Consider the following 23997-nt stretch of genomic DNA (forward strand, 5'->3'; position numbering starts at 1 on the left):
CAGGAAAAATAACTCAAGGTAAGGCGCTCGATTGAGCAATAGCTGGCTATTGGGAGTGAGAGCAACACAGCCTTGAGCTATTTTAACTAGTACAAGTGAGCAATAACTTAATGGGATTGGTATAATATTGAATCTACCTTTTTTAGTAAAAACAGCGAGTGTAATTACCGCGTTAGATAACTATGACCCGTACCAAAGTATAAAATGGCTTAAAATAACGAAATAACATGAGCTAAGGCATGGTTAAGTTATTTCGTTTAAATCTAAGCTAACATTTTATCGTACTTAACGAGTGCAATTTAGCTATGCTATTCAATAGAGTCAATGTGCACAATGGTGGTTTTATTATTGCCTAATGGCCATTCGATTTCTTGTCCAATAGATAAGCCAATTAAGGCGCTACCAACAGGCGTAAGAATCGACAAGGTGCCATTTTCCTTGGTATCTTTTGGGTAAACAAGCTGCAGATCAAAGGCTTTTTGTGTTGAAAGCATCGTAAATGTAACAATTGAATTCATCCGTACAACGTTGTTTGGAAGTTTCTTTTTTTCAACTATTTTTGCGCGCTCTAATTCATCAACCAGTAAGGCATGAGATGGGGCGAAATTTTCTTTCTCTATCATAGAATGTAAACCATCATAGTCTTCATGGCTTATAATTATTTTTGGTTTAATCATTATATACCTCTTATTTTGTCAATTAATTGATGCAGTAAAAACTTAGTGGTTGTGAATATACTTATCTGTAGAAGATAGTTAATCACTATCTATCGCACATGCAAATCCTTCAATAGTAAACTCCTTTGGCATAATGCTAACCTTTAACCTTGCATCCAGACATACCCGATGCGTCGTTGTTGCTATGGCGCAAAGCACCAAATTTTTCAATGCGCCTGCACTACTAGCCACACTTAATATTGACATTAACGCCAGCACTGAAAACACAGATGTACATACAAAATACTCGATACTTGCTGAATTAAATAAAGCTGGTGGTTATTTTTCAAGTGTTGTGTTGCCTACTCTGTTGCCTGATAAATAATTATCAAAATAATACTTAGCTAAACAAAATATTAATAGGTAAATTTCCATATTACTATTTTTTTATTGCCCGTGAAATTGCTTGGATTAATTTTACAGCAACGACTTCCTCATATGAATCAACAGGGTCAAAATGACGTTCATATAATAATTCAACTGTTTCTAACCGAGCGTTAACCTGTTCAATTATATCTTGTTTATCATTAGCCATGTTTTCGATTAACTCAGATGTTTCAAAGAGATAATTCCAAAAGTTATTATGCATATGTCTATTCTCAGTCTCGAATAAATGAGGGTAAATGGTATTTGTAAGTCTTATCAACAAAGCTGATATATTTGTAGTTCTTTCTAGCTCAACATTAATTTTATGGCTTGGGCAACTAAGTTAATACTGTTGTTACTCGCCCTGAAATAAGTCGAATATATCTTGGTGTTATTCAGATAATAGCATTCATTAACTACATAAATGAACGCTATAAATGACACTGCAGGCGTATAATAATCACAACATAGACCACTAGTATTAACAACAATGGTTAATCCTTAGATGATAATGATCTTAATGCGGCTAATAAGTTAAATTTCAAGTCAAAACTTATAAATGCTTATAATTTTGCTAAATTCTATTACACCTACCCTCAAAAATACCTTTTTAACTATGTTTTAATTGCACCATAAATTAATTCATAAGCGCTTGCACTATCACCTTTAACAAAACGTCTAACAACATCATCAATAACATAAGTGGCAATTAATATAACGCACTTAGTTCTTGGTTCTTGGTTCTTGGTTCTTGGTTTTTAACTCCTGAGAGCTCAATAATCAAGTTTACCGCTAGTTAAAAAATAAAGAACAAGTATACGCTGAAGTTAACACTAAATGAGTACGACTGTTCATACTCAAGTCCTTACAAACATGATCAAGTATTAAATATCTTTGCTAACAATATGGGCTTTGTGGCGAGTAAAATCATGAAACATTTCAGCTAAATGTTTTCTTGTTAAAGCCAAGATCATTTACGCTTTTTTTAAGCATGAAGACAATAAGGTATTTACAATCCATGATGTTTGAAAAAATTCTTATAATCTCGGATAGGTTTTCCTTTTTTCGCTTGGTTGAGAGTAGAAAGTAACTCTATCTGCCGCAGTATTATAGGTATAACCTAGGTGAGTCTCTTTGGCAAAGCTGATAGTCTACCTGCATTAATTAGCACTATAAGGTTTATCGATTAAACAATGGCGTTTTAAACAGGATAGGTTATGAGGTAAATGACTCTTTTATTTAATAAAATTAAAATATAAATATAAACTGAGGATATAAATGATACCAATCAGAAAGTATTTAAGCGTTTTTTGTCTTTTTTCAGTAATAACGCTGACCAGTTGTGCATCAACAATGTTAGTAACGAACCAGACGAAAACTCCTGGCACTCTCGCTGATCTCACTGAGACCTATTGGAAATTAGTACAACTGGGTGGAACATCGGTTGTAATGACGCCTGAGCGACAAAGCAAACGTCATTTTACTCTACAAACTAATGACAACCGTGTAACAGGCTTTGCAGGTTGTAATCACTTCTTTGGTCAATTTAATGCAAAGGTACTCGCTGTTGGGGCCGGTAATTTAACATTCAGTGCTTTAGGAGTCACTCAAATGGTTTGTCCTGATATTGAACTCAATGAGCAGAAAGTATTGCAAGTGCTTTCAAACACCACATCTTATAACATCACAGCGAAATCATTAACCTTATTTAGTCAAACCGGAGCTGAATTAGCCAGCTTTGATGCCGTATATTTTTAACTGAAAATAGACTCAATTACTGACCTGTCACCACACTTTAATGATTAAAAACCACAATAAAAGGAGTCTCCAGTTATTTATTTTTATTATCAACACCTTGCTATGTTCTAGCTTTAAACAGGTACGGTTTAAAGCTTCAATTTTAAACATAATGCCATTAACGCTAAAGCAATTTTTTTGGTTTCGCGTCAAACAATATTCATTCAACAGTTCAACAAATTATCAAGCTAGTGTTTTGCCAGTGACCTAATATCATTCCCTGTCGGTGATTCATGTACTCTCAGTGAAAACGCGGGCAACACCGCAATAACATGATCAAAAATATCTGACTGAATGTCCTCGTAAGCATTCCAATTTGTAGTATTGGTAAAAGCATAAATTTCAACGGGTAAGCCGTTACTTGTTGGTTCAAGTTGCCTAACGATTAAGGTCATTCCCTGATGAATATCAGGATGGTTTTGCAAAAATGACAGCAGATATTTTCTAAAAGTACCAACATTGGTCAGCCGTCGACCATTTTGCATTACTGTCATATCAGTCTTTTTATCAATATTTTCTTTTTCAATTTCTGGCACCGCATGAGTTATATATTCGCTCAGTAAGTGCGCCTTTTTCAATTCATTTAATTGCGCTTTGTCTAAGAAACAGATACTACCTATTTCTAGGTGAATACTGCGTTTTATTCTTCTACCACCCGCTTCAGACATACCGCGCCAGTTTTTAAATGAGTCTGAAATAAGTGCATAAGTAGGAATTGTGGTAATAGTTTTGTCCCAATTCCTTACTTTTACTGTTGTTAAGGCTATATCAACTACATCACCGTCTGCGCCATACTTTGGCATCTCAAGCCAATCGCCCACTGCCAGCATGTTATTGGCAGAAAGCTGTATACCAGCAACTAAGCCTAAAATGGGATCTTTGAATACCAACAACAACACAGCAGACAAGGCGCCCAAGCCACTCAGCAAAATAAGGGGTGACTTATCCATCAGTAATGACACCGCTAGAATAGCGGTAAAAATACTGGCGATAAGCTTAACGGTTTGCAAAAGCCCCCTTAATGGGAAGTGTGCCTGACGGGTGCGCTTATCTGAAAACGATTGTAAAATATCTAAAAAAGTAAACAACGACAGCAGAGAAAATAAGATTATCCACTGGTTAGTAATGACTTCAGCAAGATGCAAAAAGATTGCTTCTTTTGCTAACCAAAGCTTGGCTTGGATCACTACAATCGCACCTTGAAGCGTCAACGAAAGTCGCTTCGCTAAGCGCTGAAATAATGCAAATATTACATTTTTGGTCTGTTGATTGTCGATAACCTCAAATTTGCCCTTGAGAAAGTGCTTAGCTAAGCCTCTAATCATATAATGCAATGCTATGGCAAAACTGGCTATCCATAAAATGACTAAAATATCGTACCAGACAAAGATATTACCTGGCATATTTTGCTCAAGCCAGCCTAATAAAAACTCTCTCAAATGTGTTCTTGTTTCAGTCATGATTATCTGTCCTTAATTATTACTTTAACCGTGTTATCAATCAATAAACCTAACCATACAGTTTGCGCAGATTACAGTGTAAGTCAGGCTTTAGCCAGTTAAGTTGACTTCATAAATGCCAAGTGACAAATGATTTTAGTACTGGTGTTGATTTACTGATGCGAGTGCATATACGTATAGTAAGTGACTGGCCAAAGTAGGTTATTTAACCCATGAATTAAATAGCCTGCTCAAAGCCATGTAGGTTTTTATCTAAATAGGTCGGGACAAATTGTAAATTCGCCATACTAAGGGGCTGTAAGTAAGTGATATAAGCGAGTAACATAAAAAGTCATGTTATACCAAGTTGATTAATTACCTGCTCATTTTTACTGGTTAAAATGAATAACTACAGCGTTATAAAATTTATAAGGTGAATAACTACTGACTAAATTTTATGCCTTGTATTTATCCATTTTTCCTCATGAAAAAGGTGATCACTTAATTAATCAAATTGGTATTACTCACTCATCTGCTCTTATTTAAACATACGCTAGACTAAAGGTATTATACCAAGTTGATTAACTATCTGCTCATTTTTAATGGTTAAAATAAAAAACTACGGCGTCATAAAGTTTATAAAGTGAATAACTACTGACTAAATTTTATGTCTTGTATTTCTTTATTTTTCCTCATGAAAAAGTAGACCACTTAATTATTCAAACTGGTGTTAAAGGTAACATTTAGGCATGGGGATTTGTGCAACACCAGAATCTACCGCCGCCTCTGCCACTGCCTTCGCTACATTGTAACAAAGTCTTGGGTCCATCGGACGTGGGATAATATAGCTTTTACCAAAACTTAATGAGCTTTCTCCACTCGCAATTAACACACTTTGTGGTACCTCAGCTTTTGCTAACGTACGTATCGCATGCACTGCCGCTAATTTCATTTCGTTATTTATTTTTCTGGCTCTAACATCCAAAGCGCCGCGAAAGATAAACGGGAAACACAAAACATTATTAACCTGATTAGGATAATCAGAACGACCTGTCGCCATAATTAAATCGTCTCTAACTGAATGCGCAAGTTCAGGTTTAATTTCAGGGTCAGGATTTGAACAAGCAAAAACAATAGGGTTTGGCGCCATGGTTAATAGCTGCTCTTTAGACAATAAGTTTGGCCCTGATACGCCGACAAAAACATCGGCTTCAGCAATCGCATCATCAAGCGTGCGTTTATCGGTGTTATTGGCAAAGAGCATTTTATATTCATTGAGATCGCTGCGGCGCGTATGTACTACACCCTTAGTGTCCAACATATATATTTTTTCACGCTTCGCACCACATTGAATAAGCAATTCCATGCAAGCAATGGCGGCAGCACCTGCCCCTAAACAAACAATCACCGCATGCTCAATATCTTTACCTTGAATTTCTAAGGCATTCATCATCGCCGCAGAGGTGACGATTGCAGTGCCATGTTGGTCATCATGAAAGATAGGGATTTTACAGCGTTCTTGCAGCGCTTTTTCAATAATAAAACAGTCTGGGGCTTTTATATCTTCAAGGTTAATACCACCAAAAGTATCCGCAATACTGGCAACTGTATTAATAAATTCTTCTGTTGTTTTATGTTTGACCTCTATGTCAAATGAATCAATATTGGCAAATTTTTTAAATAATAAAGCTTTACCTTCCATTACGGGCTTTGATGCTAGAGGACCTAAGTTACCTAACCCTAATACGGCACTACCATTTGATATAACCGCAACGGTATTACCTTTGGCGGTGTACTTGTACACATCGTCAGAGTTTGCCGCTATCGCCCGACAAGGCTCAGCAACGCCAGGGCTATAAGCTAATGATAAATCTTCACTTGTTTCAGCTACCGTGGTTATTTGCAGACCTATTTTTCCTGGTGTTGGGTAGGCATGATAATCTAACGCACGTTGTTTAAAATCGCTCATAATTGACCTTTAATTAAATATAAATAAGTTGGCTAAAACTCAATGGCATAAGTCACTGAGTTGGTAATAAGTTATAACATTAGCGCTTGTGCTAATGTTTCCCAGAAATGTACAAGTCGCGCTTTAAGGCACTATTTTTCTGCAAACGCGTTAAGCGCGCTTAATATCATTATTGTGTTAGCAACATTTCGGGGTGTTTTCTTAATTTTTATACTCAGTATCCTAGTGTCAGTACTGAATATAATTTATCGTTATTAGTGATTTTTCAAGATAAAGAATTTTATATAAATATCCTCACTAAAGCGCAGTTATTTCAACTATGCTCTAGATTGCAAAATTGTCATGACATAAAATTTTTGCAGAACTTCGAATAAAATCACAAATCCTGACAGATATGTCAACTTTTATTTTTCGCCATTTTATTTTACTTCAGATAAATAATTTCCTAACAAACGCGAAGCTTGACACTACTAACCGGCCTTGTTATCAAAGTATAAATCAAACATTACTTACATCTAATAAAGGCAGAAAAAAATGAATTTTCAATCATTTCACCCTCCACGCAGAATATTAATGGGCCCTGGCCCTTCCGACATCAGTCCAGAAGTTTTAGCTTCATTATCCAGACCCGCTATTGGCCATTTAGACCCTTTATTTATTGGTATGATGGACGAATTAAAAGCATTACTGCAGTATGCTTTTCAAACTAAAAACGAGTTTACTATTGCGCTGTCGGCGCCCGGCTCTGCTGGTATGGAAGCTTGTTTTGTTAATTTAGTAGAAGCAGGCGATAAAGTCATCGTTTGTCGCAACGGCGTCTTTGGTGACCGTATGGTGCAAAATGTTAACCGCATCGGTGGAGAAGCCATCGTAGTTGACTCTCCTTGGGGTCGGGCCGTTGAAGTTGACAAAGTAGAAGCGGCATTAAAAGCTAATCCAGAGGCTAAATTTTTAGCCTTTGTTCACGCTGAAACCTCTACGGGTGCGTTATCAGACGCAAAAGCCTTGTGTGCATTAGCACAGCAACACGACTGCTTATCTATTGTTGATGCCGTTACCTCATTAGGCGGTGTTGAGCTTAAAGTGGATGACTGGGGCATAGATGCTATTTATTCTGGCTCACAAAAATGTTTATCTTGTGTACCGGGTTTATCCCCTATTTCATTTAGTGAGAAGGCGGTAAATGTGATTAAAAACCGTAAAACACAAATACAAAGTTGGTTTTTAGATCAATCACTTGTAATGAGTTATTGGTCAGGTGCTGGCAAACGCAGCTATCATCATACCGCCCCAGTAAACTCACTATATGGCTTGCACGAGTCGTTAATACACTTACAAAACGAAGGCTTAGAAAACTGCTGGGCACGCCATCAAAAGCAGCATGAGGCCCTAGCCAAAGGCTTAGATAAACTAGGTATCAAGTTTATTGTTCCTAAAGAGGAGCGCTTACCTCAGTTAAACGCTATCTATATCCCAGACGGTATAGATGATGTAAAAGTAAGAAGCTATCTATTGAACGAATACAACCTAGAAATCGGTGGCGGTTTAGGCGATTTTGCTGGCAAAGCATGGCGTATTGGCTTAATGGGTTATACCGCAAGAAGCGAAAATGTCGCCTTATGTTTAACCACACTTACAGACGCTTTAGCTCAACAACAGTAGATAATGCCGAAAAATAATTTTCACGATGTGGAATTTAAAAAAGTGTGTAGCTGGAGAAAAAAGTTAAAGTTATGATTTTTTAGTAAGCAATCACAGCGCGAACCCTTCAATTGAAGCAACAAATAAGCCTGCATTATCAAGATAAAGTTTACTTGGTAATGTGGGCTCTTTTAGGCAATTAATTAACCTTTATGGCTGATTTAACAAGCACAATTAAGCTTGTTTACAAGGTCGATTTTTCACTACTTCTAGTTATCCCAACAAGACAAAAAACTCTCATGACAGACACATATTTAACCTTATCAATGAGAAATTAAAATCAACATATTCTGCTACTGGCAATATTATCGATAGCGGTAATACCTAAAGTAATACCAGTTCCATTAAGTTTGTGATCTTGTTGTGCGCAGGAAAAATAACGCAAGGTAAGGCGCTCGATTGAGCAATAGCTGGCTATTGGGATTGAGAGCAACACAGCCTTGAGCTATTTTAACTAGTACAAGTGAGCAATAACTTAATGGGATTGGTATAAAGTATCACCGCAGCCAAACCTAAAAACAGCTGAACCTATAGCTATTGGTGCATTATAAGACAAACTTATACCAATTTAGTATTAAATAAGGCAGCAAATAAAAAAGCCTAAATCACATCAATAATTCAGGCTCTTTTTTATATTTTTTTCAACGGCTTAATTTCGTATAGTGGAATATTTATCAAACTTTCAGCACTTGAAGTTTTGTGTGCATTTAAAGTGTATCTAACGCCATTTATTGTTTGCTTTCTGACCCTGTTGATTTTACAAATCGTCTAAAATAGCGGTAATTTGGCTATTTACTGACAACCAGCTTTTGCCCCAAAGTGAACGATAATGCTGAGGCAATTTTCTGAACTGACTCGTACAGATTTATAGTGGTTGATAATGCTCTCGAATCGATTTTATTTCATTACCTAACCCCGTCATTTGCCAACGACCCAGTGCAATTGGAATACTACCAATTGCATTAAGCTGGTCAAAAAAATCTTTAACACGAAAGTCCTTTCCTTGGGATTCCAATAAAATGGCATAGTCAGCCATGGTTCGTTCCAACAAATATTTTCCAGTCACATAACTACTGCCATAACCAGGCTGTCTCATATAAAGATGCTGTTCAAAAATCAATAGTTCCGGTTCCACTTTCATCCAACCGCGAGGGGTTTTATCAGCATGAATTTGGCCTGCTTGTTCCATAGTCATCTGATTGGCATGTGCATAAAGCGAACCTAGACCTCTGGCCGCGCGCTGAGCAATCATAATCCAGACAATTTCTCGAACTCTTGGATTGTCATCATATAACCCAGCATGCATAAACATTTCTTCAACAGCCGTCGCAGTTCCTTCATTGCGGCTGTCGAATATATTATAAAGTAATGCTTCTCGCCGAATCGGGCTAGCATGAGGCGTATTGTCCATCCTTGCCAATTCAAACCAATGATAAAAGTGAGAATACAAAGGTGTTGGATCAAAATGTGAACCTATTTGAAAGAAGTTACGTTTATCAGCGGGTACAAATGGCCCCAAATGTCCTTTTAGTGCCTTTTCAAAATAGTCAGCGACGGTGACAATCTCTTGTTGATCTAAAAAATTAAGGAATTTATTAGCTGAGCGTTCTTTAAGTTCATCGTATTCTGCTTGGTTAGCCGCGGCGATTAATTGCGGTAGTTTACGATTGCGATGCTCTTCTAGTTTCAGACTAGACCATGAACGATCCAGTTCTCTTTTTAACAGTCTCACTTCATCTTGCCAGTTAAGTGGAACAAGATGCACGTTATTCATATACCAAGTATATTGTGCTTGGCCGATACCCGATGGCCCATTCTTAATTTTAGCTTGAATTTCAAGCCAATCAGTAAAATCATGGGTCGACTTGATGGCGATTTCAATAACCTCTAATAACGCTGAGCTAGCCGTATTTTTTACTTTTTTTTGCAGATCTACAAGCGCTTTTGTTTGTTGATGAATATCTCTAATACCCGCTTTCCAAAGTTCTGCGGCGTTACCCGTTAAGTTAACTCTAGCTTGTTGATTAAGCGGTTTGATTATACTCAAGTCGGCAATCAGTCTTTGTTGTTCAATGTCACTTAATGGAAATTGATAAGTCCATAATTCAGTCACACCATGATGAGTCGGTCCTTCGTGTGCTGGCACATCACTGCGATAATTCCAGAGCGATTTATAAAAAGCTGGGTCTCGTTGCTAAGGTTTGAGCAATTTGTAATTAAATTCATAACCATTTAACTCCGCCCACAAAATATGCCAATCGACTTTATTCTCGATAGACCAATTGGTAGTCTCAATTTGTAATAACTTTTTTCTAATCAACTCAAATTTTTGCAAGCGGCTATCAAATGTTTTAGTGCGATAATCAGGGGCATTGTTAAATAACGGCGGTTGTTCAAACTCTCGCCATTGTTTGAATAGTTGAGTTAGAAACTGATAGTCACTGGCATTAACCGCGCTAACAGTCAATGAAGAGGCGAAAATGCAGCAGGCGGATATAAACACCAACGTCTGTTTTAAGTAAGCCAAGATAGTGTTCATCATTACCTTCTTTTAGTGATAGTTAGGTTCTATTTTATTTCCAAAAGGGAGCATAAGTAATATAAACACCCTATTTGATATGATCAATATAACCTGTTCGAAAATCTGCCCAATTGATTTGTGGTAAGGTTATTTATACTATCCCAAAAGTTAGTTTATACCAGTTCCATTAAGTTTGTGATCTTGTTGTACGCAGGAAAAATAACTCAAGGTAAGGCGCTCGATTGAGCAATAGCTGGCTATTGGGATTGAGAGCAACGCAGCATTGAGCTATTTTAACTAGTACAAGTGAGCAATAACTTAATGAGATTGGTATTAGTCATTAAATGGAATAAACATGAAAATATATGAAACAGCAACAGCACCAAATGCAAGGCGCGTAAGAATATTTCTCCATGAGAAAAACATTGCAGGCATCGAGTTTGTTCAAATGGACATTCAACGTGGTGATAATTTAACTAAAGCATTCAAACAAAAAAATCCGTTGGCTAAAATCCCAATTTTAGAACTGGATGACGGCACAGTGATTAGTGAAAGCGTTGCCATTTGCCGATATTTTGAAGAGATGAATCCAGAACAACCATTAATGGGCTCGAACCCGCTTGAAAAAGCCATAATAGAACAATGGCAACGTCGCATGGAGTTGTCGTTGTTAATGCCTACAGGCATGTGCTTCCAACATACGAGTGGTTACTTTAAAGATCGAATGAACGTTGTTGCTGATTGGGGCAAAGAATGTGGCGAAAGTGTGACAAAGTTTTTAATTTTTTTAGACAAACATTTAGCTGCTTCAGAATATATAGCAGGTGACAGCTTTTCTATTGCTGATATTACAGCGCTCATTAGCATAGACTTTAATCGTGTCAATAACATTCGAATAACAGACGAGCAAAACAATCTAAAACGCTGGTATGCTAACGTTTCTTCAAGACCCTCAGCCAAAGCCTAGAATATTATAATGATTAATTAATTTATATACTTCCCCCTAACCACTAATAGCCATAAAGGTGAGTATTGCGTTTAAATAAATGCAACTTGCCTATCACATTATTAATATCGACTTGATGGTGGCTGATCAAATAAAACTGAATTTTTCAACTGAGGCAAAACCGACTTATCCCACTACAGTTGATCAAGAGAATGTCATATTTGACTGATAAAACTAGTTATTATGGCTGGCATAGCCCGTATTTACTTACTTAAAGCTCGTCCGTTAGATTGATTTTTTTATACTTAGTCGTGTGCACAATAGCCAGCGTAATAAAGCCAATAACAGCGACTACAACACCAATCGGCTTGCCAAAATCGCTTGATAAGTTAAGACCTATTGCGGCAGTCATAATGTAAGAGATTGTTACCGCAGTTGCTATTACGGCAGGAATACTGGTGATCCAATGGAATGTACCACGGTCAAATAAATATTTGGTCGCAAGCCACAAGACACTGGTCGAAAGCAGCATATTTGAGAAGGCGAAATAGCGCCAAATTACGGTAAAATCAAGCTTAGTCATAAAATATGCAATTGTTAATATAGGAATAGCGAGTAATAAGCGATTGCGTAAACTTTGTGGAATATTAAAAGCATCAACAACGGTTAAACGCAATGAACGGAATGCGGTATCGCCAGAAGTAATAGGGAAAACTGCAACCGCAATAACGGCCATAACACCGCCAAATACACCCAAATAATTATTAGCAACATGGTTAACCACTAAACCTGGACCACCTTGGTCGAGTAATACTTTTAAGCCCGCATAACCTTCAGGAAATGCAGCAATACCCGCTAGTGCCCAGACACAACCTACCATACCTTCACATATCATCGCTCCGTAATATACTGGCCGTACATACTTTTCGTTGGTTAAGCAGCGGGCAATAATAGGTGCTTGAGTAGAATGAAAGCCACTAATAGCACCACAGGTAATCGTAATAAACAATAACGGCCAAGTGGGTAATCCATCTGGATTTGGCGCTAAAAAGTCATGTGCGTGATCGGCTTCAAAGTAGGCTAAGAAGTCACCTGCTACCGGTAAGTGCGGCGCATCTATTAATAGTGCAACGCCAACAAGTGTGGTCATTAAAATCATTAATAAACCAAAAATCGGGTAGAGTTTTGTAATAATTTTATCAATGGGTAACAAGGTGGCTAAAAAGTAATAGGCTAAAATAGCCAAGACCCAAAAGGTATTATTGGCAAAAATCGTGCCTTCAAAAAAATCTAAGTTGCTGAGCAAGCCTGCAGGGCTCATTATAAATACCACACCAACAAAAAATAGTAGCATGGCAGTAAATAGCAGCATAAAGCCTTTAAAAACAACATTGTAATATTTACCAGCTATTTCTGGTAAGCTTTTACCGTCTTCTTTTATACTCATAACGCCTGAGAAGAAGTCGTGAACGGCGCCACCTAAAACGTTACCGAGTACAATCCAAACCAAAGCAATCGGGCCATATAGAGCGCCCAGTATTGGGCCAAATATTGGCCCAACGCCTGCGATGTTTAGAAATTGAATTAAAAATGCACGCACCGGATGAATAGCGACATAGTCAACACCTTCACTAAAGCGTTTTTGCGGTGTATCAAGCGTTGAGTCTAAACCTGCTTGTTTTTCTACGAAGGGGCTATAAAACTTATAACCCAATATTAAAATAGTCAGGCAGATAAAAAAGATAATCATAAAGCACGTTCCCTTTGTGTAATTTTATTATAGAGCCATAGACCACTGCTCAACTTTTGAATCTTTGCAAATCGATCGACTGTAACAAAAGAACAACGCTTGAACAATAAATTAATACCAGTTCCATTAAGTTTGTGATCTTGTTGTGCGCAGGAAAAATAATTCAAGGTAAGGCGCTCGATTGAGCAATAGCTGGCTATTGGGAGTGAGAGCAACACAGCCTTGAGCTATTTTAACTAGTACAAGTGAGCAATAACTTAATGGGATTGGTATAAATCCCTATAGGCATTGATTGTCACTAATTTAGCCACCGCTTAGAAAACCATTGCATAAGTATGCTCACTTTATGTCAATAGCCAAACTTGATAAACTAAAACACTACTTAAGCTTTTATGAAACTGTTGAAGTGCTCTTATACCAGTTCCATTAAGTTTGTGATCTTGTTGTACGCAGGAAAAATAACTCAAGGTAAGGCGCTCGATTGAGCAATAGCTGGCTATTGGGATTGAGAGCAACACAGCCTTGAGCTATTTTAACCAGTACAAGTGAGCAATAACTTAATGTAATTGGTATTATACCAATTACATTAATTAAGTGATCACCTTTTTCATGAGGAAAAATGGATAAATACAAGGCATAAAATTTAGTCAGTAGTTATTCACCTTATAAATTTTATAACCCTGTCGTTATTCATTTTAACCATTAAAAATGAGCAGGTAATTAATCAATTTGGTATTATTTAGACTGCATAATTTTCATAGTCAATAATTTGTGTTACAACTGGCTGGGGATCGGGCAAAAGAGAATCAAAGTAAATTGATTCATACCAAGTATCAATAAATAGGATTAACAAAAGTGATGTTAAAAGCAATATATTTTCTGTTTTTTAGTTTAGTGCTGTCAAGCTTATCAGGCTGTATGGTAGTGACTACCGCTGTTGGTGTAACGACCACAGTTGTGGGCGGCGCTATTGATGTTGTTGATACCGTAACGCCAGATATTATCGACGACGATGATGACGATTGAGGTTAGATAATAACGTTGATTTTAATATTTTCACTTCGAAAATGTAATTTAATTATCTAAAATATGTGAGTATTGGTGATGAAAATCCCATGACAAGCAATCGGCACCTTAGCTATTAGCATTAGTGTTGGGCAACTAAAAACATCTAATACCAATCCCATTAAGTTATTGCTCACTTGTACTAGTTAAAATAGCTCCTGGTTGAAACAGACAATTAATTGCAAAAATTGACGAAAACTGACATCAAAATTATCCTGGTGTGGCGATAACTGCGTCATGCAACGCACAGTGCTTATTAACGTAAAAAGCCTTTCATTTGAAAGGCTTTTTGCTATCTATAAATGCTATGGGTAAATATTATCTCTATATATTACCGATAAGTACGCATTAAGTTAAAAAGATAAATTTAGCAATGAATAAAGCGGTTAAGGCCCATACCCCATTCGATATATCTTTAAATTTACCCGCACCCAGTTTAAGTACCGTATAGGTAATAAAACCAAAAGCAATACCATTAGCGATAGAGAAAGTGAATGCCATCATTACTGTAGTGCATACTGCTGGTGCGTACTCAGTTAGATCATCCCAGTCTAAGGCTCTTAAAGAACTCATCATCAGCACAGCAACATAAATAAGTGCGCCATCAACCGCAAAGCCAGGTAGCATTTGAGCCAGTGGTAAAAAGAACACACCGGCAGCAAATAATAAACCGATAGTGACTGCGGTTAATCCTGTACGGCCACCAACAGCAACACCGGCGGCAGACTCTACATAAGAGGTCACCGGCGGACAACCAAAAGCAGTACCAATAACAGAAGCAATAGAATCTGCTTTTAATGATTTACTTAAACCGGTAATTTTACCGTCTTTATCTTGTAAGTTAGCGCGTTCAGCAACCCCCATTAATGTACCTGCGGTATCAAAAATGTTCACAAATAAGAAAGTAACAATGACCGGGATTAAAGCCACTTGAAAGGCCCCGACAATGTCTGCTTTAAATAATATTGGCTCAAGTGCAGAAAAGTCTGGCACGGCTAACATACCATTATAACTAACAAAGCCAGTCGCGGGTGCAAAGGCCTTAGCCGCTTCAGCTACCACAAAAAAATCAGTCGGTAGTATCCAAGTCATGATAAAGGCAATTAACGTGGTTACAGCTATACCAATAAGTACTGCACCAAAAACTTTTCGGTAACTTAAGACCGCAATAAGTAAAAAGCTTAAAAATCCCAGTGCTGGCGCTTCTGGACCAAATTCGCCAAAGCCAAAGTGTGTTAAGTCAGCAAGCGCAACAATATTATCTGGGTCAGCAACAACAATGCCGGTAAAACGTAAACCAATAAAACCAAGGAACAAACCCACCCCTGCCGTCATCGCTAGTCGCAGGCTCATCGGTATACTGTCTAGCATCCATTCTCGAAGCCGAGTGACACTCATAAAAACGAAAATAACCCCCGACAGAAATACCGCACCTAGGGCAATTTCCCAGCTGTAGCCCATTGCGCCGACAACAGAAAAAGTAAAAAAAGCATTTAACCCCATACCAGGTGCAAGCCCTACTGGCCAGTTAGCATAAAGCCCCATTAAAATGGTGGCAATCGCAGCGCCTAAACAAGTTGCTAGGAATAAACCATCAAATGGCATGCCGGTCTTTGACATGATCATAGGGTTTAAAAACATAATATATGACATGGTTACAAAGGTGGTTAAACCTGCCATAAGCTCTGTTTTTATATTGGTATTATGCGCATGTAATTTAAAAAATCGTTCTAAAAAGCCTAATTGGCTTGGGTTTTTATCGTTGGTTTTACTCGTTTGGTTCATCACTACAACTCTCTTGTTGTTTATAAATGAGGTCATTTTTTATAGTTTTATAATGTGACCCGTTTGTCGCTGAACGCCTATAACATCCATCACTACTTTTGCTAACAAACGATAAAGCCTTCTCAAGCTATCTTATTTTGTTAACTAAGTAGATAATGCATAAATATAAATTACCTCTTACTTATGCCACCCACTAATGCTTGCTTTATTTTTTATCAATTTTCATAAGTTTTTTGTTGAATGGCATATCGATCTTATCCTTAAATAAGAAAACCTGTCAATAGTGTCAGGAAATAAGTTTTTAATATATAATTTATCGTCAGCTGTGATATTGAGTAATAATAATTAATCAAATTAGTATTACTCAATATCACAACAATTAACTTAGGCAAGTTTTCTTGGTGTACATATAACTAGTTATACCAATTTGGTTAATTAAGTGATCACCTTTTTCATGAGGAAAAATAGATAAATACAAGGCATAAAATTTAATCAGTAGTTATTCACCTTATAAATTTTATAACACTGTAGTTATTCATTTTAACCATTAAAAATGAGCAGGTAATTAATCAACATGGTATTAGTTCAAGCTAGAGACGTGTGGCTAGTAATGTCCGTAATCAACATTTTAAACATTGGGTCGTTATGCTTTTATTAACACATTTTAATCGACGTACTATTAAGGGTGACATTTTTGGTGCGCTAACATCAACGATTGTTGCCTTGCCTTTCGCCTTAGCTTTTGGCGTAACATCTGGGGCTGGTGCCAGTGCCGGTATTTATTGTGCCATTATTACCGGGTTATTTGCCTCTGTATTCGGTGGTACAAATCAGCAAATATCAGGCCCAAATACCGGTTTAACCATTGCCATGGTGGCGATACTCACCAGTTTTATTGCCCAATCACCCGAGCATGGTGTGGCGATGGCATTTACTGTTGTTAGTTTAGCCGGGGTTTTCCAAGTACTATTTGGCTTTTTTAAGCTGGGTAAATATTTTACCTTGATCTCATATCCGGTGATATCGGGTTTTACCTCAGGCGTCGGTATTCTTATTATTTTATCGCAAATTGCCCCACTCTTTGGCAAACCGTTGGCTGAATTACCTTTGTCGATGCACTTATTTACCAGTACTAATACCTTACTGGGCTTAGCTTGTTTAGTGGTACTTTTTTTATGGCCACAAAAATATAGCCGTGTTGTACCGGCGAGTATTATTGTGGTGTTGGGTGCAACGCTATTTTATCTATTTTCGGGTAGCGACATGCCGGTGGTTGGCGCTATTTCTAGCGAACTTCCTGCCTTTAATTTCCCTACGTGGCAAAGCGGTTTAGCCGGAGAAATGATTAAGTCAGCGTTATTAATAGCCACCTTAAGCACTTTAGATTCATTAATGACCTCACTAACGGTAGATAGTATCAGTAATGATTTACATGACTCTGATCAAGAACTGGTAGGCCAAGGCATTGGTAATATTATGGCTGGATTATTTGGCGCGTTACCTGGTGGCGGCGCTACTATGCGCACCGTGACTAATTTAAGGGCTGGGGGAACAACACCTTTGTCAGGTATTCTTCATGCGCTTTTTATTCTCGCTATTGTGTTGTGGGCCGGTGAATATACCGCTTATATTCCCGTGGCTGTTTTAGCAGCGATATTAACCCATGTCGGTATTAGTATTATTGATTGGAATTTTCTTAAACGTGTGCATCAAATTCCATTATTTAGTGCTGCCTTAATGATTTCAACTATGGTGATGGCGGTGATATTTGACTTAATAACGGCGGTGTTAATTTCAGCCTTTGTCGCTAATATAGTCACTATTCGCCGGTTATCAGAAATTCAGTTAGATAATATTAAATTAGTGACAACTAAAGACGCTCAACACTTATCAGCTGCAGAAACAGCGCTATTAGCCACCATGGATGACTGTGTACTGTTACTCAATATATCAGGGCCTATTGGCTTTGGTGTCGCCAGAGGTTTAAAGCAGAGTGTTTCAAAATCTGATCAAAGTAAAACCTTATTGATTGATTTTACTGATGCACAATTTGTCGGTGTTACTAGCACCATCGCCATTGAAGAAATTATTGTCAGTTATCAGGCCGAAGGTAAGCAAATACTGTTAACAAACATTTGTCAGCGGGTTCATGACGATTTTAATAAATTAAATTTATTCGACAAAATACCAAAAGAACATATATTTATTACCAGGATAGCTGCGTTCAATTATTTAAAGTACCAGCAAGAAAGATAGCCTTGCAGCTCAGTGTTATATCTAACCCATAGTATGATGGTATTTTATAGTAAATAAACAGCCTAACACCAGCATTATATTGTTGTATTTATTAACAAATAAAACTATGGGCTAATGTTTGGGTGAGGTGAAAATTTAATGATTTAATGATTTAATGAGCAACTTAGCTTTTATAAAGTCAGTATAAGTTAATTACCACTAGCTCATTCATTGCTTATACTACCAATGAATGAGCTTAATATTATATCAACTGATTTGACTTATTAACTTATTAACTTATTAACTAAAAGTATTCAAGCATAAATAGGGGCAAAATTTTCTACAATATCCCTTATGACAATATCCGGCTAAAAGTGTCAACTCCCGCTTGTGCACAACCGAGATCTTGCTCTGGTGAGCCTGAACTGACACCTATGCCCCCAACCACTTCACCATTATAAAATATAGGTAAGCCACCACCCACAATACACATGCGCCCGCCTAACGCGGTATGGATACCAAATAAATTGTTCTCGTGCCCTGGAATACAGGCCTGGTTAAATATGTGTGTACCCTTACGAGCCGATGCCGCAGTAAAGGCTTTATCTTGAGAAAGCGTAATACTGTGAATTTTTCCACCGTCCATACGTTCAAAAGCAAGTAAACTGCCTGACTCATCAACTACAGATATACACATAGGTATGCCGAACTCCTTAGCCTTAATCACGGCTCCATCAATGATTAACTTCGCTTCCATTTGGTTTAATCTATTTATTGTTAACATAGTATTCACTCTTTAGTTTTTAAAATTCGATATTAAACAAAATGATCAAACACCCTATGTTATACCAAGTTGATTAATTACCTGCTCATTTTTAAGGGTTAAAATGAATAACTACAGCGTTATAAAATTTATAAGTAGAATAACTACTGACTAAATTTTATGCCTTGTATTTATCCATTTTTCCTCATGAAAAAGTAGATCACTTAATTAATCAAATTGGTATTATGTGTTTAATTAACCTATTTAATTTTAATCTCTATCCGGTTATGACTTGGCAGTTTTAGCTTAACCGTTACGATTTAATGGTTATCACTTAGCCGTCTTGGTTTAGCCATTTAACAATGTTAATTCAATATATTTTAGGCACTTTTAAGCGCAGTTTTGACATAACCAAGTTCCATGGAAATTGATTTACCTGCCTTAACTATATGCTTGATCCACTCGTCTTTTCGTCGTTGAATTGGCGCAGATACTGATAAACCGGCCACAACTTCACCGTATTTGTCATACAATAGTACGCCGATACAACCAACGCCCATTTCAGCTTCTTCATTGTCGTATGCAAAACCTTTATCAACACAAGCGAGGCATTCATCAACTAGGGTGTCTAATTTAGAAAAAGTTTTACGCGTATAAGTAGGTAAATTTGTCCGTTGAGCATAACCTCGAATGCCTTCCACGCCTTCCCTGCCCAACATCATTTTACCGACACCAGTGACATGTAAAGGTGCCCGACTACCGATGATTTGTTGCACATGCATCATTCTATTAGGGATCGATTTCTCGACATAAATAACTACATCACCTTCTCGGGTGGTTAAGTTGATGGTTTCACCAAATTTATCGCGTAACTTTTCCATGTAGGGCAATGCGACTTTACGAAAATCAATATCATTATTTTGATCATTACTCAATCGTATTAGTCGACCACTTAGCTGATATCGGCCGACACTGTCTCGGTCAACAAAGTGATTATCAATCAAAGAATGTAAAATACGAAAGGCAGTAGAGGGTGCTAAATCAGTGTCAGCACTCAGTGCCTTTAAAGTGACCGGTAAAGAGTAGCGTGAGATTGCGTCTAATAACATCGCGGCTCGATCAATAACTTGAATTCTAGATTCTGGTTTATGCTTTTTCATAGGCTCTGCTTTATTATCCATTCTATTAGCTACTCGACAATATCTGTATTTGTCTGCATTTAAATATAAGGCTAAAACTATACTAAAGAATAGTCTAGTAGACCATCAATGATTTCACATTATGAAAACAACCATCTATTTAAAATAAAACAAACCTCAAGATATTGAAATAATTAACTTAAATTATTTTTTACATTTGATTTTATTATAATATTTCACATTGTGAAATCTTTGTTGTTTGCGTGACCCACTCATTTTCCATAAGGTGGAATCAATTAAAAATTAAACGTATTTTTAAATTGAGCGCTAAACCATTTACAAATTTATTAACAGCCAAACACCGTTATCGCAGATAAGTAGCGATATCTGAGGTATAAAAGGAGTCAGATTTGAACAGTTCAACAACAGATAAAATGTATATTCCAACCTATGACGATGTACTTGAAGCACATGAGCGCATTAAACCTTACATTCATAAAACACCGGTATTAACCTCGCGTTTTTTAAATGAGTTAACTGGTGCTGAGTTGTTTTTTAAATGTGAAAATTTGCAAAAAGCGGGTGCCTTTAAAGTGCGCGGTGCTTGTAATGCTGTTTTTGGTTTAAGCGAAGAAAAAGCAAAAATGGGTGTTGCAACACACTCCTCAGGTAACCATGCGTTATGTTTATCTTACGCTGCTGGCCGACGTGGTATTCCCGTAACCGTAGTGATGCCACATACCGCGCCCCAAGCAAAGAAAGATGCTGTTATTGGTTATGGCGGTAAAATTGTTGAGTGCGAACCTTCTACCACTTCGCGCGAAGCAGTATTTGCTGAAGTTATTGCCAAATCAGCTGCTGATTTTGTTCATCCATACAACGACCCACGGGTTATTGCTGGCCAAGCCACTTGCTCAAAAGAATTAGCCAGTCAGGTGCAAGATCTAGATGCCGTGGTTGCGCCTATTGGCGGCGGCGGCATGATTTCAGGTACTTGTTTAACGCTGTCAACTATTGCCCCAAAGATTAAAATTTATGCCGCTGAGCCACTTAACGCTGACGATGCCGCCCGCTCTTTTAAAGCTGGACATATTATTGCTGACGATGCACCAGATACTATTGCCGATGGCCTTAAAGTACCGTTAAAAGACTTAACATGGCATTTTGTCAAAAATCATGTCACTGATATTTTAACGGCAACAGAGCAAGAAATAATTGACGCTATGAAGCTTATTTGGATCCATATGAAAATTGTAGTGGAAGCAAGCTGTGCAGTGACCCTAGCCATTATTTTGAAAAATCCTGATGTTTTTAAAGGTAAAAGAGTGGGTGTCATTATTACTGGCGGTAATGTCGATTTAGATAAATTGCCATGGCTAAAGCATTAGCTGCAAACTAAAAAATAAATAAATAAATAACAATCGAAATTTTGGAGAAAAAAATGACAACAGCAAACAATTTAGAAGTAGGTTATGACGTTCCTGCCGTGCCGGGTATGAATGAAGCCGATATACAAACCCCGTGTTTAATCGTCGATTTAGACGCACTAGAACGCAACATTATCACCATGGGTAACTATGCAAAAGCGATGGGTGTGCGTCATCGTGTGCACGGAAAAATGCATAAGTCAGTAGATATTGCACTATTACAAGAGGAGCTTGGCGATAGCTGTGGCGTTTGTTGTCAAAAAGTTTCTGAAGCTGAAGTATTTGCTCGTGGCGGTATTAAAGATGTGCTGGTGTCAAACCAAGTACGTCAACCTGAAAAAATTGATCGCTTAGCGCGTCTGCCTAAGCTTGGCGCACGAACCCTTTGTTGTGTTGATGACCTTGATAATGTGGCTGAACTTGCTGCTGCAGTAAAAAAACACGGTACTGAAGTTGAATGTTTAGTTGAAATTGATTGTGGTGCAGGCCGCTGTGGTGTGGCTCCAGGTCAACCAGTGGTTGATATCGCTAAAGCAATTGCGGCAACTCCAGGCTTAAAATTTGCTGGTATACAAGCTTACCAAGGCGCCATGCAGCACATGGAAAATTTTGAAGTACGTCAAGAAAAAACCACTATTGCTATCGCAATGGTGGCTGACACAATCGCACTGTTAAAAGCCGAAGGGCTTGAATGTGACATCGTCGGCGGTGGTGGTACAGGTTCGTATTACTTCGAAGGTAACTCAGGGGTTTTTAATGAATTACAGTGTGGCTCTTACGCATTTATGGACGCTGATTATCAACGTATTCATGATAAAGAAGGTAAAAGAATATCGGAATTTGAAAACGCTTTATTTATTTTAACCTCAGTGATGAGTCACACTAAAACAGACAAAGCCATTTGTGATGCTGGCCTTAAAGTACAATCAGTCGACAGTGGTTTGCCGTATATCTTTGGGCGCGACGATGTTGAATATATTAAGTGTTCAGATGAGCACGGCGTAATTGCTGATCCGGCAGGCGTATTAAAAATTAATGAAAAATTAAAGTTAGTACCTGGCCACTGTGATCCTACTTGTAACGTTCATGACTACTATGTGGGTGTGCGAAACGGCAAAGTAGAAAAATTATGGCCTGTTTCTGCTCGTGGTAAAGCATTCTAAATTAAAATTTATCTACTATAAAAATTTTTTCTTTCTCCCATAGCACCAAGGTTAACCGTGTCGTTTAATGTCAGGCTCCCAACTGGCAATAGCCCCCCGCACTGTTAACCTTAGCATCTGGGAGTTTTTTAAATTATTCAGAGATATGACAGCAAGTTATATTTCCCCCCTCTCTTTACACTCCATCAGAGGGAGCAATATTTAAGGAAACAAAAATGAGTCATTCAACACAAAATCTAAGCAAAGGTGTTTCGGTTATATCTGAAGCGGTATGCCAAAAAGTTGTTGGACGTGATAACGCCTTTACCGCGGTCGAAAATGTCTTTGCTGCTATGGCAAAAAATACGGCCTATAATTTCCCTGTGATCCGTGAAGCAATAGGCCATGAAAATGCTTTGTACGGCTTTAAATCAGGCTTTGATCGCGATGGTATGGTACTGGGTTTAAAATCCGGCGGTTACTGGCCCGGCAACATGGGAAAAGGCTTAACGAATCATCAATCAACCGTTATTTTATTTGACCCTGATACCGGTAAATTAAAATCACTGGTCGGTGGTAACTACTTAACGGCGGTTCGTACAGCGGCTTCATCGGCGGTGTCAATCGCCCATTTAGCGCGTAAAAACGCTAAAGTATTAGGTATTGTCGGCGCTGGACATCAATCAACTTTTCAATTGCGTGCCGCGCTTGAACAACGTAATTTTGAAAAGGTTGTTGCTTGGAATTTACATACTGACAAGCTGAGTAACCTTGCTGGCGTTTGTGAAGAATTAAATATACCTTTTGAAGCGCTAAGTCGTGAAGAACTTTGTGCACAAGCTGATGTTATTATTACTATTACCTCAGCATTTGAGGCATTAATAGCTCATGATTGGATTAAGCCTGGCACACATATCGCCTGCATGGGAACCGATACCAAAGGTAAACAAGAAGTAGCTGCTGCGCTATTAGCAAAGGCTACTGTCTTCACTGATGAACTGGCACAAGCTATCACTATTGGTGAAGCTCAACATGCCATTGCTGCGAGTTTAATTAAAGCCGACGATATTGTGCCCATTGGTGATGTTATTAATGGTACTAGACCGGGCAGAACCAGTGAAGATGAAATTACTTTATTTGATGGCACGGGTGTCGGCTTACAAGATTTAGCCGTTGCTTCTGTCGCGGTTGATTTAGCAGAGGAGCAAGGTTTAGCCACTTATTTCACGCTTTAAT

General features: G+C 37.9%; 19 protein-coding genes. 9 read left to right on the forward strand and 10 right to left on the reverse strand.

The features are described 5' to 3' along the window. Positions 1 to 308: 308 nt before the first annotated feature. Positions 309 to 677 carry a nucleoside diphosphate kinase regulator gene (gene rnk / locus ESZ39_RS09780; protein ID WP_146879731.1) on the reverse strand — a complete coding sequence of 123 codons (369 nt, stop codon included), beginning with the start codon at positions 675 to 677 and terminating at the stop codon, positions 309 to 311. 184 nt (positions 678 to 861) lie between these two features. Here rnk and ESZ39_RS09785 point away from each other — a divergent pair, with 184 nt between their 5' ends. Next, entirely contained in the window at positions 862 to 1041 is a 180-nt protein-coding gene (locus ESZ39_RS09785) for a hypothetical protein (RefSeq protein ID WP_146879732.1), read from the forward strand. Positions 1042 to 1095: 54 nt separating this feature from the next. Here the strand turns inward: ESZ39_RS09785 and ESZ39_RS09790 are convergent, their stop codons facing one another. Beyond that, the gene (locus tag ESZ39_RS09790; protein WP_146879733.1) at positions 1096 to 1305 is read right to left on the reverse strand and encodes a hypothetical protein; all 210 of its coding nucleotides are present in this window, start codon (positions 1303 to 1305) and stop codon (positions 1096 to 1098) included. 1130 nt (positions 1306 to 2435) lie between these two features. On the opposite strand from ESZ39_RS09790, the gene ESZ39_RS09795 reads away from it, so the two are divergent. Continuing rightward, the gene (locus ESZ39_RS09795; RefSeq protein WP_191321748.1) at positions 2436 to 2840 is read left to right on the forward strand and encodes an META domain-containing protein; all 405 of its coding nucleotides are present in this window, start codon (positions 2436 to 2438) and stop codon (positions 2838 to 2840) included. Positions 2841 to 3067: 227 nt separating this feature from the next. Here the strand turns inward: ESZ39_RS09795 and ESZ39_RS09800 are convergent, their stop codons facing one another. Further along, positions 3068 to 4339, reverse strand: coding sequence for a mechanosensitive ion channel family protein (locus ESZ39_RS09800; RefSeq protein WP_146879735.1), 1272 nt, complete (start codon positions 4337 to 4339; stop codon positions 3068 to 3070). Between the two features lie 709 nt (positions 4340 to 5048). Continuing rightward, complete coding sequence (locus ESZ39_RS09805) at positions 5049 to 6287, reverse strand: malic enzyme-like NAD(P)-binding protein (protein WP_146879736.1); 1239 nt, start codon at positions 6285 to 6287, stop codon at positions 5049 to 5051. A 534-nt stretch (positions 6288 to 6821) separates the two neighbouring features. Here ESZ39_RS09805 and ESZ39_RS09810 point away from each other — a divergent pair. Further along, the gene (locus ESZ39_RS09810) at positions 6822 to 7949 is read left to right on the forward strand and encodes a pyridoxal-phosphate-dependent aminotransferase family protein (RefSeq protein WP_146879737.1); all 1128 of its coding nucleotides are present in this window, start codon (positions 6822 to 6824) and stop codon (positions 7947 to 7949) included. A gap of 904 nt (positions 7950 to 8853) precedes the next feature. Here ESZ39_RS09810 and ESZ39_RS09815 read toward each other — a convergent pair. Beyond that, a complete protein-coding gene (locus ESZ39_RS09815; RefSeq protein WP_223270329.1) occupies positions 8854 to 10134 on the reverse strand; it encodes a hypothetical protein in 1281 nt (426 codons plus the stop codon). A gap of 48 nt (positions 10135 to 10182) precedes the next feature. Then, complete coding sequence (locus tag ESZ39_RS18015; protein WP_223270330.1) at positions 10183 to 10530, reverse strand: hypothetical protein; 348 nt, start codon at positions 10528 to 10530, stop codon at positions 10183 to 10185. 334 nt (positions 10531 to 10864) lie between these two features. Here ESZ39_RS18015 and ESZ39_RS09820 point away from each other — a divergent pair, with 334 nt between their 5' ends. Continuing rightward, positions 10865 to 11476: a glutathione S-transferase family protein gene (locus ESZ39_RS09820; protein WP_146879738.1), complete on the forward strand. Its 612-nt coding sequence runs from the start codon at positions 10865 to 10867 to the stop codon at positions 11474 to 11476. 250 nt (positions 11477 to 11726) lie between these two features. Here ESZ39_RS09820 and ESZ39_RS09825 read toward each other — a convergent pair whose 3' ends face one another. Next, entirely contained in the window at positions 11727 to 13205 is a 1479-nt protein-coding gene (locus ESZ39_RS09825) for a carbon starvation protein A (protein WP_146879739.1), read from the reverse strand. An 858-nt stretch (positions 13206 to 14063) separates the two neighbouring features. Between ESZ39_RS09825 and ESZ39_RS17760 the strand changes: the two genes are divergently transcribed. Next, positions 14064 to 14231: a hypothetical protein gene (locus tag ESZ39_RS17760; RefSeq protein WP_191321749.1), complete on the forward strand. Its 168-nt coding sequence runs from the start codon at positions 14064 to 14066 to the stop codon at positions 14229 to 14231. Between the two features lie 387 nt (positions 14232 to 14618). On the opposite strand, the gene ESZ39_RS09835 is transcribed toward ESZ39_RS17760, so the two are convergent. Next, complete coding sequence (locus ESZ39_RS09835) at positions 14619 to 16055, reverse strand: NCS2 family permease (RefSeq protein WP_146879768.1); 1437 nt, start codon at positions 16053 to 16055, stop codon at positions 14619 to 14621. Positions 16056 to 16700: 645 nt separating this feature from the next. Between ESZ39_RS09835 and ESZ39_RS09840 the strand changes: the two genes are divergently transcribed. Next, positions 16701 to 18311: a SulP family inorganic anion transporter gene (locus ESZ39_RS09840; RefSeq protein ID WP_146879741.1), complete on the forward strand. Its 1611-nt coding sequence runs from the start codon at positions 16701 to 16703 to the stop codon at positions 18309 to 18311. A 331-nt stretch (positions 18312 to 18642) separates the two neighbouring features. Here ESZ39_RS09840 and ESZ39_RS09845 read toward each other — a convergent pair whose 3' ends face one another. After that, positions 18643 to 19074: a GlcG/HbpS family heme-binding protein gene (locus ESZ39_RS09845; RefSeq protein ID WP_146879742.1), complete on the reverse strand. Its 432-nt coding sequence runs from the start codon at positions 19072 to 19074 to the stop codon at positions 18643 to 18645. 359 nt (positions 19075 to 19433) lie between these two features. Then, the gene (locus tag ESZ39_RS09850) at positions 19434 to 20213 is read right to left on the reverse strand and encodes an IclR family transcriptional regulator (RefSeq protein ID WP_146879743.1); all 780 of its coding nucleotides are present in this window, start codon (positions 20211 to 20213) and stop codon (positions 19434 to 19436) included. A 389-nt stretch (positions 20214 to 20602) separates the two neighbouring features. Between ESZ39_RS09850 and bhcB the strand changes: the two genes are divergently transcribed. The 3 genes from bhcB (at position 20603) to bhcD (ending at position 23996) form a co-directional block, all read left to right on the forward strand. Further along, complete coding sequence (bhcB, locus tag ESZ39_RS09855) at positions 20603 to 21580, forward strand: beta-hydroxyaspartate dehydratase BhcB (RefSeq protein ID WP_223270331.1); 978 nt, start codon at positions 20603 to 20605, stop codon at positions 21578 to 21580. Between the two features lie 53 nt (positions 21581 to 21633). Continuing rightward, positions 21634 to 22782, forward strand: coding sequence for a 3-hydroxy-D-aspartate aldolase BhcC (bhcC, locus tag ESZ39_RS09860; protein ID WP_146879744.1), 1149 nt, complete (start codon positions 21634 to 21636; stop codon positions 22780 to 22782). Between the two features lie 215 nt (positions 22783 to 22997). After that, complete coding sequence (bhcD, locus tag ESZ39_RS09865; protein ID WP_146879745.1) at positions 22998 to 23996, forward strand: iminosuccinate reductase BhcD; 999 nt, start codon at positions 22998 to 23000, stop codon at positions 23994 to 23996. The last annotated feature ends 1 nt before the right edge of the window (position 23997 follow it).

It is taken from the genome of Colwellia sp. C1TZA3 (genome assembly GCF_007954265.1).
Taxonomy (GTDB): domain Bacteria; phylum Pseudomonadota; class Gammaproteobacteria; order Enterobacterales; family Alteromonadaceae; genus Cognaticolwellia.